Source organism: Myxococcus eversor (assembly GCF_010894455.1).
In the GTDB taxonomy this organism is placed as follows: domain Bacteria; phylum Myxococcota; class Myxococcia; order Myxococcales; family Myxococcaceae; genus Myxococcus; species Myxococcus eversor.
Genome location: NZ_JAAIXY010000018.1, coordinates 108,351 through 121,506, shown reverse-complemented (window position 1 = coordinate 121,506; position 13,156 = coordinate 108,351). Strand labels below are relative to the sequence as shown.

Annotated in this window: 14 protein-coding genes; 7 read left to right on the top strand and 7 right to left on the bottom strand. The window is 68.3% G+C overall.

The window, feature by feature from the left end; all coding sequences use genetic code 11:
- The 3 genes from G4D83_RS31720 to G4D83_RS31710 all read right to left on the bottom strand — a co-directional run bounded on the left by G4D83_RS31720 (position 1) and on the right by G4D83_RS31710 (position 1,669).
- Positions 1-423 carry a DUF4326 domain-containing protein gene (locus G4D83_RS31720; RefSeq protein ID WP_163868717.1) on the bottom strand — a complete coding sequence of 141 codons (423 nt, stop codon included), beginning with the start codon at positions 421-423 and terminating at the stop codon, positions 1-3.
- A gap of 12 nt (positions 424-435) precedes the next feature.
- Positions 436-720 carry a hypothetical protein gene (locus tag G4D83_RS31715; RefSeq protein ID WP_163868599.1) on the bottom strand — a complete coding sequence of 95 codons (285 nt, stop codon included), beginning with the start codon at positions 718-720 and terminating at the stop codon, positions 436-438.
- Positions 721-901: 181 nt separating this feature from the next.
- Positions 902-1,669: a class I SAM-dependent methyltransferase gene (locus G4D83_RS31710; RefSeq protein WP_163868598.1), complete on the bottom strand. Its 768-nt coding sequence runs from the start codon at positions 1,667-1,669 to the stop codon at positions 902-904.
- Positions 1,670-1,818: 149 nt separating this feature from the next.
- Between G4D83_RS31710 and G4D83_RS31705 the strand changes: the two genes are divergently transcribed.
- Positions 1,819-2,133, top strand: coding sequence for a hypothetical protein (locus G4D83_RS31705; RefSeq protein WP_163868597.1), 315 nt, complete (start codon positions 1,819-1,821; stop codon positions 2,131-2,133).
- Positions 2,134-2,274: 141 nt separating this feature from the next.
- Here the strand turns inward: G4D83_RS31705 and G4D83_RS31700 are convergent, their stop codons facing one another.
- Positions 2,275-3,801, bottom strand: a complete 1,527-nt coding sequence (locus G4D83_RS31700; RefSeq protein WP_163868596.1) for a Fic family protein — start codon at positions 3,799-3,801, stop codon at positions 2,275-2,277.
- Between the two features lie 298 nt (positions 3,802-4,099).
- Positions 4,100-4,663, bottom strand: coding sequence for a DJ-1/PfpI family protein (locus tag G4D83_RS31695; protein WP_163868595.1), 564 nt, complete (start codon positions 4,661-4,663; stop codon positions 4,100-4,102).
- A gap of 89 nt (positions 4,664-4,752) precedes the next feature.
- Between G4D83_RS31695 and G4D83_RS31690 the strand changes: the two genes are divergently transcribed.
- From G4D83_RS31690 to G4D83_RS31665, 6 genes are all read left to right on the top strand, one after another.
- Positions 4,753-5,472: a FadR/GntR family transcriptional regulator gene (locus tag G4D83_RS31690; protein ID WP_163868594.1), complete on the top strand. Its 720-nt coding sequence runs from the start codon at positions 4,753-4,755 to the stop codon at positions 5,470-5,472.
- A gap of 52 nt (positions 5,473-5,524) precedes the next feature.
- Positions 5,525-6,907, top strand: a complete 1,383-nt coding sequence (locus G4D83_RS31685) for an FAD-binding oxidoreductase (RefSeq protein WP_205522760.1) — start codon at positions 5,525-5,527, stop codon at positions 6,905-6,907.
- A gap of 199 nt (positions 6,908-7,106) precedes the next feature.
- The gene (locus G4D83_RS31680; protein ID WP_163868593.1) at positions 7,107-7,502 is read left to right on the top strand and encodes a YciI family protein; all 396 of its coding nucleotides are present in this window, start codon (positions 7,107-7,109) and stop codon (positions 7,500-7,502) included.
- 2 nt (positions 7,503-7,504) lie between these two features.
- The gene (locus tag G4D83_RS31675) at positions 7,505-8,761 is read left to right on the top strand and encodes an RNA polymerase sigma factor (RefSeq protein ID WP_163868592.1); all 1,257 of its coding nucleotides are present in this window, start codon (positions 7,505-7,507) and stop codon (positions 8,759-8,761) included.
- Positions 8,762-8,892: 131 nt separating this feature from the next.
- A complete protein-coding gene (locus G4D83_RS31670) occupies positions 8,893-9,537 on the top strand; it encodes a peptidoglycan-binding domain-containing protein (RefSeq protein ID WP_163868591.1) in 645 nt (214 codons plus the stop codon).
- Between the two features lie 3 nt (positions 9,538-9,540).
- Entirely contained in the window at positions 9,541-10,545 is a 1,005-nt protein-coding gene (locus G4D83_RS31665) for a hypothetical protein (RefSeq protein WP_163868590.1), read from the top strand.
- Here the strand turns inward: G4D83_RS31665 and G4D83_RS31660 are convergent.
- Both G4D83_RS31660 and G4D83_RS31655 read right to left on the bottom strand, forming a co-directional pair.
- Entirely contained in the window at positions 10,542-11,309 is a 768-nt protein-coding gene (locus G4D83_RS31660; protein ID WP_205522759.1) for an alpha/beta hydrolase, read from the bottom strand. The genes G4D83_RS31665 and G4D83_RS31660 overlap by 4 nt on opposite strands.
- Positions 11,310-11,514: 205 nt before the next feature.
- On the bottom strand, positions 11,515-13,092 hold the full coding sequence (locus G4D83_RS31655) for a serine hydrolase (RefSeq protein ID WP_163868589.1): 1,578 nt from the start codon (positions 13,090-13,092) through the stop codon (positions 11,515-11,517).
- Positions 13,093-13,156 lie beyond the last annotated feature (64 nt).

Genomic DNA, 13,156 nt, shown 5'->3' with positions numbered 1-13,156 from the left:
TCAGCGCCGCGCGTCGAGCCAGGACACCAGCACGTCGGCATGACAGGGGCCGGGTTTGCACCAGCAGCCCAGTCGCTTGCCCCGCAGCGCGAGCACGTCCTCGCGCCAGGCGGCGTCATGCCGGGTGCGCAGCTCCAGATACCAGCGGTAGGACTCGAAGGGGTCCACGTCCGGGCCCATGCGACGCAGGGCCTCCGCGTGGACTGTCTGCTGCTCGGCCTCCAGCAGCGCGCCGAGCCAGGGGACGAAGTACTTCTTCCACATGGCGCCCGGAGTGCCGACGCCTCCGGGCTTGAAGGGGTTGCCGAAGCGACCGGGCACGGGGTTGGTGGGGCTCGGCTTCACCCACGCGCGGAAGGCGCGGCCCACGTACACGTCACAGCCTTCGTGCACATGGACCGCCGTGGTGCGCGTCCCGGTCATCGGCGTCACGCGCTACTTCTTGCGCTTCTTGCCGGACGCGGGGACGGCGGCGGCTTCGGCGGCCGCGGCGGCCTGCTCGGCGGCGACCTTCAGCTCGTCGCGCTCCTTGGACACGTTGGCCAGGTCGCCCTCCAACTCGCCGACCTTCGTCTTGAGGGCCTCGTTCTCCGCGCGCAGCGTCTCCGTGTCCTTGCGCAGCACGTTCGCCTCCGCCTTCGCGCGGTTCAGCTCGCGCGAGCCGCCACATCCGACGAGGGGAACCACCGCCAGCATCGCCACGGCCATCCATGCCTTCATGTGAGTCTGCTCCTGTGCGCCCCGGGGACCTGGGGACCTGATTCGTATCCGGCGGGAGCAAGTCGGGGGACCGCGCCCGTCCCACCGGCATCGAGCCGGCGAGCCTAGGCATGGAGCCGTCACGAGCGGAAGTCACCGTTGAGTCGGATGCGCTCGCGCGGGGGGCGGGAGTGTTTGCATCTCAAAACGGGGCTTCTGGCCCGGGCTCGGGAGTGCCAGCTCCTTGGACTTCGTGAATCCAGACGGACTCGACGCCCCAGGTGAAGAGGGCGCGATGGCGGGAGAGGACGGTGAAGCCGGGGGCTTCCACGGGGCGGGTGACGGTGAGGATGCGGGTGCCGGGGCGGCAGGCGCGCAGGCGAGCGATGAGCCGGGCCCGGGTTTCCGGGGAGAGGGCTGTCCAGTTGACCAGGACGTGGGTGGCGTCAGTCAGCGCTCCGTCCTCCCGGGTGGCGTCCCCCTGGCGCAGCACCGCGCCCGTCCTGGCCAGGGCTTCCGAGGCGAGCACGACGTGTTCTTCGAGCAGCTCGATGCCCAGCGCCTCCGCGCCCAGCCAGCGCGCGGCGAGCAGGGTCCTCCCGCGTCCCGCGCCCAGGTCCACCAGCAGGGAGCCCTTCGTCACGCCGGCCTTCCGGAAGAGCGACAGCGCGGTGTGCACCGGCGTCTCGCCGTACATCAGCTCGTGGAAGTCCTGGCCGCTGGCGCGCAGGACGCGGATCAACTCGAAGGAGCGACGCGGGCGGTAGGGCGAGACGCGCACCTCGCGCAGCCACAGCCGCAGGTACGCGGGCACCAGCCGGGGACGCCACGCGAGCACGAGCAAATCTCCCAGCCGGCTCACCGCATCCAGCACCACGCTCCAGGCGCTGAGGAGGAGGAGCCGGGGGAGGGACAGGTCGTCGGACGACGAAGCGCGCCGCGCGGGAGGGGTGGGGGCGTCCTCGGCCATGGCTCGGGCGGGCGAGGATAGCGCACCCGCCGGAGCGTGGCCTCGTGCGGCTCGGGCTCAAGGGGCCGCGCGACTTTTTCTGGGGCGCTGGGTTGGTACTTCCATACAGCGCGAGCCGGCCCGGCCGGCCCGCGGACAGGAGGACTGCCATGAAGAAGAACCTGTGGGCCGTGGGGACGTTGGTGCTGGGGCTGTTGGTGGCGCTTCCCGCGAGCGCGGCGAAGGCGGACCGTCGGCAGGTGAGCCAGCAGGCGCGCATCGTCCAGGGCGTGAAGAGCGGGGAGCTGACGGGGCGCGAGGCGGTGCGGCTCCAGCATCAGCACCGGGAGCTCCGGCGGGATATCCGCCAGGCGCGCGCGGATGACGGCCGGCTCGATGCACGGGAGCGCGCGAGCATCCAGCGCGAGCAGAACCAGCTCAACCGCCGCATCTACCGCCAGAAGCACGACGGTCAGTCGCGCTAGGTCTCCGGGCGCGGCGGAGTGAAGCCCTGTTCGTGAAGCACAGTCAGATGTCCTGCGTTCCGACGGAGACACAGAGCAGGTGGGGTGGACGCCGTGGTCTCTCGGGGGAGGGGCCACGGCGTTCTGCTGTGTGACGGCGGCTCAGGCCACAGGGGCCTTGGCACGAGGCATCAGGTACTTCTGGACGACCTTCTCCAGTGCATGGACCTCTTTGTCGGTCAGGTTGCTGAAGTATCTGGTGCGCTTCTGCTTGGACAAGTGCCCTCCATTCTGGAGGCAGAACTGGACGAAGCGGTTGCGCAGCGTGTCCGGCATCTCGACGATGCCGTCGAGTTTCGGGCGGGCCTCACGGTAGCGGACGACGAAGTCCAACTCGTCGCGGAACTCCGTACGGATGGTCTCTTCCGTCCAGCGGTAGAGGTCCTCCGCCATGCGCGTGAAGTCGACGTAGCGATAGAAGCCGCTCGTCTTGCCCTTCACCGTCAGGAGTCCCTTCTCGTTCACCGCGTAGTCGATGAGCTTCATCAGCGGCTTGGAGAAGGACTCGAGGCATGCGTCGTACTGGTCCTTCCTCTGCAACATGACCGCGGAGATGGGGAAGATGAGCCCCTGAGGGGTGAACCCGGCCCTGGAGAGGATGTAGTGGATGAGCAGTCTGTGGAGTCGTCCATTGCCGTCCTCGAAAGGGTGGATGAAGACGAAGCCAAAGGAGATGGCGGCCGCATGAACGATGGGGTCCACGCTGGAAGCCATCATTCGGTCCAGTGAGGACAGCAGTCCCGCCATCAATCGCGGGACCATCTTGCGCTGTGGCGGAATGAAATGGACACGCTGCCGCAGACCTACGCCGACGGACTCTCCGACATAGTTCTGCTCTTCGCGGTAACCCTTCTCCGCGAAGCGTTCCACGATGACATTCTGCATGTGGACCAGCGCGGCCTCGTCCAGGGACTCCCACGCTGGGAGCTCACGCAGGAGGGAGACGAACCGCGCGGCGCGTTGCTGGCTGGGGGTCTCCCGCTCGATGTTGAAAGAGGAGCGGGTCTCCTTGGTGTAGAGGTAGTCGACGGCGCGGCGGAGGGCATCGACGTCGTAGGACTGAACGATGAGCGCCGCCTCGTTCGCGAGCCGCTTCGCCTCGAACTCCTGAAGGATGGGCGTACGGCGCACCATGGGGCAGAGGTCCACATTGCCCAGGAGGTTGTCGCGCACGCGATGTCGCCGGCTCTTGATGGGCGCCGCTGTGTAGTAGCGCTTCGGGTCAAGCAACTCGACGTAGTTGCCCGTGGTCACGTCCTCGAGTGGAAGCCGGCGCCCCGTGAGGAACTCATAGAGAAACCAGAGCCGACGGGTGTTCTGACCAGTGGGGCGTGCCTGGATGTGGCGTGACAGCTCGTCCTCGAAAGGTCCCTGGTTCACCGCGCGGAACAATGCGGCGAGCACCTCCAGGGAGATGCCTTCGTGCTTGAGCGCGAACTCCAAGTGGTCACAAAGCGCTGGACCCGGGTCGTATGAACTCGGGTAGGTGACGAACTCGCGCCCGTTGCTGCTCCGCACATGCTTGACCGAGCCCGCGCAGGCCGAGAGCTGATGGGGAGGCACGACATCGAGGCGATGATCCGCGATGGCTTTCGCGTACCCGATGGGGATGCCTCTGCTCAGGAACATGGGGCCCCCTTCAAGCGAGGGTAGGTTTTTGACCTGCCTTTTTCAGCGGATTGCAGGCGCGCAGTGCTTTGAAGAACCGATAGGGCCGGCACTATCCCCTATGAATCTGTTAGAAGATTGCGGAAATCGTTAGAAAACGCCCCCTCGCCCCCAAAATCATTACAAAAGCGAGGCCGATGGGAGAGCAGCCGGGCTGAAAGGCCCTTGCTCGAATTCCTGCACCACAAACGAAGAAGGCCCCCACTTGGGAGGCCTCCAGGTGCCAGCGGACTGGCTGCTTCGCTTCAGCGACGGCGGCTCAGGCCACGGGGGCCTTGGCGCGCAGAATCTTCATGAACTCTCGCATCCAGGCCGGGTGGTCCGGCCAGGCGCGTGCGGAGACCATGTTCCCGTCGACGACGGCGGAGGAGTCGATGAACTCCGCGCCGGCGCCCCGCACGTCGAGCTGCAGTGCGGGATACGCGGCGCTCTTGCGGCCCTTGAGGACACCGACCGCGGTGAGCAGCAGCGGGCCATGGCAGATGTGGGCCACGGGTTGGTTCTTCTCGAAGAAGTGCCGGACGATGCGCTGGCAGTCGGCGTCGTTGCGGATGTACTCGGGGGCACGTCCTCCGGGGATGACGAGCGCCACATAGTCGGCCGGCTTCACCTCCGAGAAGGCCAGGTCGGCCTGCCACGTGTAGCCAGGCTTCTCCGTGTACGTGTCGAAGCCGTCCACGAAGTCATGCACCACGAACTGGAGCTTCTTCTTCGACGGGGCCGCGAGGTGGACCTCGTAACCCTCCTCCAGCAGCCGCTGGTACGGGTACAGCACCTCCAGGGACTCCGCCGCGTCGCCTGCAAGCATCAGGACCTTGGCCATGAATGTCGCCTCCGATGAGGGTCTGAACGAACGACCGGCGTATCGTCACCGCTGGTCTGACCATCAGTCAATCAGGTAGTCTGTCCGCCATGGTTTCCGGACGGACGTTCCAGGCGGTGGTTCGTAACCCCTTGTATCTCCAGGTGGCGGAGCGGATTCGGGAGGCCATCCTGAGCGGCGGGATGCCACCGGGGGACTCGCTGCCACCGGAGCGGGAGCTGGCGGAGCAGTTCGGGGTGAGCCGGGCCTCGGTGCGCGAAGCCCTCCGGGCGCTCCAGGCCCAGGGGTTGGTGGTGGGCAAGGGGAAGGGGCTGGTGGCCAGGGCGGCGAGCGGGCTGCTGAGCGAGGCGCTGACGCACGTGGTGCGGCTGCGGCTGGCATCGCTGGAGGACCTGGTCGACTTGCGGTGCGTGCTGGAGTCAGCGGCGCTGGAGCGGGCGGCGCGGCGCGCGGATCGAACGCACCTGGACGCGGCGCGTGCGGCGCTGGACGAGATGCGGCGGCCGGGCGTCACGGCGGAGTCGTTCCACGAAGCGGACGTGCGCTTCCATGTGGAGCTGGTGGCGGCGTCCGGCAACCGGGCCATGCACCTGGTGATGCTCGCGCTGCGAGATGCGATGGCGAGACACCTGCTCGACGCGCTGGGGACTGAAGGGCCAGACGTGCTCAAGCGGCTCGCGGATGAACACGCGACCATGTTGGACGCGGTGGAGCGGGGCGATGCGGCGGGTGCCGCCGCGCTGCTGCGCGAGCACATCGAGGGCTTCTATCGTGCGTCTGTCTCCGTACCAATGGAGACCGCGCGATGAGCGGACTGGCGCCGTGTGCCTTCACGGCCACCCCAAGTCAGGAGGCCGCCCCGTGACGGCCAACAGAAACGCAACCCTGTTGCGAGAGCTTGCGGCGGTACTCCCCCCCGAAGCGCTCGTCACCGACGCGGACATCCTCGACGCGCACCGCAGGGACCAGGCCGAGTGGGCTCCCGCCGGAGTCCCCCAGGTCCTCGTGCGCGCAACGTGCACGGATGACGTGCGCGCGGTGATGCGCATCGCCTCGGCACACCGAATCCCCGTGGTGCCGCGCGGCGCGGGCTCCGGACTGTCCGGTGGGGCGAACGCGCTCGATGGGTGCATCGTCCTGTCGCTGATGCGGATGAACCGCGTGCTGGAGGTCGACGCGAAGGGGATGCTCGCCGTCGTGCAGCCCGGTGTGTTGAACGCGGAGGTGAAGGCCGCCGCGGCGGCGCACGGACTCTGGTACGCGCCAGACCCGGCGAGCTGGGAGTTCTCCAGCCTGGGTGGCAACCTGGCCACCAACGCGGGCGGCCTGTGCTGCGTGAAGTACGGCGTGACAGGGGACGCGGTGCTGGGGCTCGAAGTGGTGCTCGCGGATGGCTCGGTGGTGCGCACGGGCGGGCGCACGGTGAAGAACGTGGCGGGCTATGACCTGACGCGCCTGTTCGTCGGCTCGGAGGGCACGCTGGGCGTCATCACCGAGGCGACGCTGAAGCTGCGCCCCAAGCCGCCGAAGGCGACGACGCTGGTGGCCACCTTCCCCACGCTCGGGGGCGCGGGAGCGGCCGTCACGGACATCATGGCGCGCACGCGCCCGTCGATGCTGGAGCTGATGGACCAGCCCACGTGTCGAGCCGTGGAGGCCTACAAGCCGCTGGGGTTGGACGTGGACGCCGCCGCGTTCCTCCTGGCGCGCTCGGACGCGGGCGGCGAGCAGGGCGTGGCGGAAATCGAGGCCATGGCGGCCTGCTGCGACGCCACCGGGGCGACCTTCGTCACGCACTCGTCGGACGAAGCCGAGGGCGAGCTGCTCCTCACCGCGCGCCGCCTCGCGTACCCCGCGCTGGAGCGGCAGGGCGCCACGCTGCTGGACGACGTGGGCGTGCCGCTGTCGCGAATCCCGGAGCTGCTCGCCGCCGTCGAGCGCATCGCCGCCGACCGGGGCGTCCTCGTGGGCACCTTCGGCCACGCGGGGGATGGGAACATGCACCCCACCGTCGTCTTCGACCGTCAGGACGCGGCGGCGCTGGAGCGGGCGCGAGGAGCGTTCGACGACATCCTCGGCGCCGCGTTGGACCTGGGCGGCACCATCACCGGAGAGCACGGAGTGGGCGCGCTCAAGCAGTCCTTCCTGGGCCGGCAGCTCGGGGAGGAGGGGCTGCGCCTGCACCGCCGCCTGAAGGGCGCGATGGACCCCTTGGGCATCCTCAATCCGGGCAAGGTGCTCTGAAATCCACCCCTCGACGCGTCGCGCCGGACGTCGACGCGCCGCGCATTTCTCGTGGGATTACGCACGGTTGTTCCACTGACCTGGGAGGTCGGTCGAATATCTTCAAAAAGGATGTCGAGACCTCGCCCCTGGCTCCGACATCCGGATGAACGCGCGCCAATGAAGGAGCGCGGGTGCCACGAGAAAGAGGGAGCTCCCCATGAAGTACATGCTCATGATGAACACGCCGACGGGCGGTGCGTACCAGGTCGCCACCTGGCCGAAGAAGGACCTCCAGGCGCACATCGGCTTCATGATGAACTTCGCGAAGAAGCTCGGAGCCGCCGGTGAGCTGGTGGGCGCCGAGGGCCTCGCGGGGCCCGACCAGGCGAAGCGCGTGCGTGCTGGCGAGGACGGCAAGCCCATCACCGACGGCGTGTTCCCGGAGTCGAAGGAGTTCCTGGCGGGCTACTGGATTGTCGAAGTGGACAGCCCCGAGCGCGCCTACGCCATCGCCGCCGAGGCCTCCGCCGCCCCCGGGCCTGGCGGCAAGCCGCTCAACCTGTCCATCGAAGTGCGGCAGGTGATGAGCGGTCCTCCCCCCGACACGATGTGAGGGTGACGTTGGAGCCACGTCACCTGGAGCACCTGCTGCGCGAGCACGCGCCGCGGGTGCTGGGCGCCATCATCCGAAAGTTCCGGGACTTCGGAGCCTCGGAGGACGCGGTCCAGGAAGCGCTGCTCGCGGCGGCCTTGCAGTGGCCGCGCGAGGGCGTTCCGGACGACCCGCGTGCCTGGTTGATTCAGGTCGCCTCGAGGCGAATCACGGACCACGTGCGCGCGGAGGCGGCCCGTCGCCATCGCGAGGAGCTGGTGGTCAGCCTGGTGCCACCGGAGCTCCAGCTCGTGCTCGCGCTGGACAGCGACGAGGTGACGGGGCGGGACGACGCGCTCGCGTTGCTCTTCACATGCTGTCACCCGGCGCTGACGACGGCGTCGGCGATAGCGCTGACGCTGCGCGCGGTGGGCGGCTTGACGACGGCTGAAATCGCCAAGGCCTTCCTCGTCCCCGAGGCGACGATGGCGCAGCGAATCAGCCGCGCCAAGCAGAGCATCAAGAGCTCCGGGATTCCGTTCCAGAAGCCCACGCCGGAGGAGAGCGCGCAGCGGCTGGGCACGGTGCTGCAGGTGCTCTACCTCATCTTCAACGAGGGCTACACGGCGAGCTCGGGCCCGGAGCTGCACCGCACGGACCTGTCGGGCGAGGCGATTCGCCTGATGCGGCTCTTGCACCTGCTCCTGCCGGAGGACGGCGAGGTGGCGGGACTGCTCGCGCTGATGCTGCTCACGGACGCGCGCCGGAAGGCGAGGACGGGGCCGGAGGGCGAGCTGATTCCGCTCGATGTCCAGGACCGGAGCCTGTGGGACGCGGGGATGATTGCGGAGGGCGTCGCGCTCATCTCCGCGACGCTGTCGAAGGGCTCGGTGGGGATGTACCAGGTGCAGGCGGCCATCGCGGCCGTGCATGACGAGGCGGCGCGCGCGGAGGACACCGACTGGCCGCAGGTGCTGGCGCTCTACGAGGTGTTGATGCGCCTGTCCGACAACCCCATGGTGGAGCTCAACCACGCCATCGCGACGGCGATGGTGCAGGGGCCGGAGGTGGGGTTGGCGCTGGTGAAGAAGCTCGACGCGGAGGGGCGGCTGGAGGGGAGCCATCGGCTCGACGCGGTGCGTGCACATCTGCTGGAGCGGGCGGGCAGGCACGCGGCGGCGGTGGTGCACTACCGGAAGGCGGCGGAGCGCACGACGAGCCTTCCGGAGCGCAATTATCTGCTGACGCAGGCGGCGAGGCTGAACGACGCGGGGGCGTAGGCGGTGTGGACCCGGGTGTGTCGCGGGAAAGCCCCTATGCCCTGAGGTGCATGCCGCGAAATGCCGGGCCTCGGCTAGCGTTCCTGAGCGGTGGAGGAGTTGGGGCTCTTTCATCGACGAGGGGGAAGACCATGTCCACCACCCATGTCATCCGACGTGGTGAGTGCATGTTGTTGGTCGCGCGGCGCTACGGAATCCTGGACTACCGGCAGGTCTACGAGCATCCGGCCAATGCGGAGCTGCGTCGCAAGCGGCCCAATCCGAGCGTGCTCTATCCCGGCGACACGGTGGTGATTCCGGAGCCACGTCCGAGTCAGATGCCGCTCTACACCGGGTTGCCGCGTCCCTTCACGCTCGATGCGGCGAGTGCCCGGTACCTGCGGGTCGAGCTGCGGGATGACGTGGGCGCGCCGTTGGCGAGCAAGCCCTATCTCCTGCTGTTCGGGCCCCGAGTGGTGGAGGGGGAGACGGACGGCAACGGCCTGTTGGTGCAGCGCGTGCCGCTCAGCGCGAGCCGTGCCGAACTGGAGTGCGAGGACCAGTGGTGGGAGCTGGAGCTGGGCGCGTTGCGTCCCATGAAGGACGTGCCGGATGACGGAGTCGCGGGGGCGGAGGCGAGGCTCATCAACCTGGGGTACGCGCTGGAGCCGACGGGGCGGATGACGCTGGAGCTGCGCAGCGCGCTCCGAGCCTTCCAGCACCGCACGGGCCTGGCCGTCACGGGGCGGCTGGACGCGGAGACATCGAGACAGCTCGAACTGTTGCACGGGAGCTGAGTCATGACGGCGAAGGTGGCGAAGCTGCGAGGCATGCCGGAGCAGGGGGCGCCGAGGAAGGTGTCGGTGGCGACGGCACCAGAGCGGGAGGCGCACCACGCGACGCTGCGCGAGGTGCAGTGCACGGACTGCGCGGTGGGGCTCTTGCGTCAGTACGTGAGCGCGAGTCTACGCAGCCAGCGGAAGGTGGACCTGGTGCACCGACGGTTCCACTTGAGGGGGGACGAGGAGCTGGAGTTGTCGCGGACGACGCCCCTCGCGCTCCAGCTCGTGGGCCTGCGTCGGGAGGGTGGCATCTCCGAGGGGTGCGAGGACCTGCTGCTCGTGCTCTATGACCCCGCGCTGCTCGTCGACGCGGACAGGCCCGTGCTGGATGCGGAGGGGCTGCGCGAGGAGAACGTGAGGGATGCGCAGGAGTACGTGGACATGGTGTTGGCGGACCCGGTGCACTCGCCACCGAGGGGCTGGCCGTTTCCCGGCGTGGATGTCTCCTGTCCGAAGTGCAAGCACTGGCGCGTGGCGGTGTTCCCCATGACGACGGAGACCGCGTGCGGAGGGACGGATGCCTGCGTGAGTGAGATTGCGCCCGGCATCTACAACGCGCACTTCCGCATCGCGCCGCACGAGGGAGACTCGTCGTCGCCCGTGCTGAGCCTCGCGGAGGACGCGATACCCGTGAGGCGGCGTCATCCCACCGCCGAGCTGCTCGGCACGGCGAGCTCCGTGACCTTCCTTCCACCTGGAGCCAGAGACACCGGTGAGGAGGCCCGTCAGGTGTTCCGCTCACAAGAGGACTTCGAGACCTTCTTGAGGCTGGCGATGCTGTCGAAGCGAGCGCTCTGTCCCACACGCAAGGCGAGCTGTGCCGTGGCATCCGGGTGCTCGACCCGGACGCAGGGCCTGGAACCCTGCGACTCCGGAGCGTGTGGCTTCCGGTTCGACTACGTGCAGGCCGAGACGACCCGCGCGAATCTGGAGACGCTCGTGGCCCGACTGGGTGGGCCCTAGTTACGAACGGTGGCGTGCTCCTTGGCCCAGTTGAGCGCCAGGTCCGCGACGGCCTCCCAGCCCGGCTGCGCCACGGTGTAGTGCGAGCGGCCCTTCAACTCCACGTACTCCGTCACCGCCTTCGACTTCGCGTAGCGCTTCACGTTCTCCCGCTGGATTTTCGCCGGCAGGATGATGTCCGAGTCGCCCGAGAGGAACAGCAGCGGGGCGCGCTCGTCGTTCTTCAGATTGACGGTGACTTCGGAGTGCGGCGTCAGGTTGGCGAGGGCGCCCTGGAAGAGCGCGCGGCCCGAGCCCGGCACGTACTGCGTGCGGTACACCTCGTCCGACTCCTCCTGCGTCAGCGTGTTGGTGAAGGCGTAGTGGAACTGCGCGGGCGTCATCGGCGCGGGGCGGTTGACGTTGGCGGGGTTGAGCAGCGTGGACGCCGTCGACTTGATGGTGGTGAACGGCAGCGTGTAGACGCCCTTCACCGGCGCGGAGTGGATGGCGACGCCCGCGGCGCCCACGCCACGGTCCAACAGCATCTGCACGAAGGCGCCGCCGTAGGAGTGGCCCATGAGGATGGGCGGGGTGGGCAGCGCGCGGATGATGCGCTCGTAGTGGTCGACAATCTGCTTCACGCGCAGGTTCTCCAGCGGCGTCGGGTCCTTCTGGAGCGCTTCCACGCCGACTTCGAGGCCGGGCCAGGACGGGGCGATGACGCGGTAGCCGCCTTCGTGAATCGGTCCATCCACCCCGGCCAGCTTCGGGGCGTCATCCACATGCCGTGGACGAGGACGATGGTGTCGGGCTGGGTCTTCTGGACGGTGGCGCTCATGGCGTACTCCCTCTTGGGTTCACCGCGTCTCGCGCGGCGTGCGTTGCTGACAAGAGGAACAGTAGAGACCTGGGCCGCCGCGAAAAATGGGGCGCCGGGCAGAGGACTGTTTCCGCAACAGAAACAATCCTCCGCGAGAGGAGCGCCCGCTACTTCGAGGCCGCGCCCAGCTTCTCCAGCATCTTCACGGCGTTGTCGTTCTTCGGGTTCAGCTCGAGCGCCTTCTTGTAGGACCGGATGGCGTCGTCCTTCCGGCCGGCCTCGGCGTAGCCCTCGCCCAGGCTGTCGTGGACGTTGGCGTTCGTGGGGTACAGCTCCACGTTGGCCTCGAACATCTTCAGCGCGTCGGGCACCTTGCCCGAGCGCAGCAGGCTGTAGCCGAGCTCGTTGAGGACGTCTGGGGTCACCTGGGTGTCCTCCTTCGTGGCGGTGCTCTTGCGCGTCTTGAACCAGGTGAGCGCGGCGTCAGTACCCTTGAGGCGCGCCAGCAGGTCCGTCGTCATGCCGATGCTGTCAGGAGTGGTGGTGTAGCCCTTCCAGCCGTACTCGGCCATCACGCTCGCGATGACGCGGTCGAAGAGGCGCGAGCCGTCATCCGAGTTGGTCATGACGGCCACGCCGCTGCCCGACTCGAAGCCCATGAGGAAGCAGCGATAGCCCTCGTTCCCTCCGCCGTGACCAAACCATTCCTGTCCGGGCCGACGCATGAAGCCGATGCCGAACGCCTCCGACTGGCGGGTGAGCATCTGCTTCGCCATCGCCTGGGACACCACGCGGCGGGACTGGCCCTTCGTCGCCTTGGACATCTCCAGCGCGACGCGCGCGAGGTCCGACGGCGTCGTCCACAGGCCGGCGGGAGCCATCTCCGGGTAGGTGTGCCAGCGTCCCTCGACGCTCTTTCCACCGGAGTAGGTGCCGCTGGCGGCGAGGGGCTCCAGCTCCTTGGGCAGGGGCTGCTCGAAGGTGCTGTTCTTCATGCCGAGCGGCGCGAGCACGGTCTCCTTCATGATGACGGGGAAGGGCTTCTTGAGCTGGTCCACGAGCATCTGCTGGACGATGGTGGTGCCGCCGCCGCTGTAGCGCGTCAGCGTGCCGGGCACGGTGTCCACGCGCACGGCGGACGAGTTCGCGGGCTTCTCGCCATCCAATACCTGCTGCGTGGTGGGCACGGGCATGTTGCTGGCGTAGCCGCCGAAGCCGCTCGTCGTCGTGCCCGCGCTGTGCGAGAGCAGCCGGCGCAGCGTCACCTTCTGCTCCTTCGTGAACTCGTTGTCCGGCACCTTCCACGAGATGAGCGTGTCGTTGATGTTCGCGTCGAGCGACCACTTGCGCTTCTCCGCGTGGTGCATCGCCGCCATCGCCGTCACGGGCTTGCTGATGGACGCGGCCTGGAAGAGCGTGTCGATGGTGACGGCCTCGGTGCCGCCCGCGTGCTTCACGCCATACGCCTTGGCCCACACGAGCGAGCCCTTGTCGAACACGGCGATGCTCACGCCGGGCACGCCGTACAGCTCCATCCACTGCGTGAGCGACAACTGGCGCGGCTCATCGCCGGGAATCGTGATGGGGGAGAGGCCCTGTTCGACGCGAGCGATTCGAGCGGCCTCGGTGGGGCGGGCCAGCCACTGCGTCGTGGGCTTGCGGGTGTCGGCGGCGGTGAGGAGGCCCACGGCCGTAAGGCCCGAGAGGGCCACGGAGACGAGGCGGGAGAAAGGTCTGCGGTGCATGGGGGATTTCCTGGTGTGACTCGTGCGGGGTGACGCGTCACCTGAGCCCTACGAGTTTCCCCCG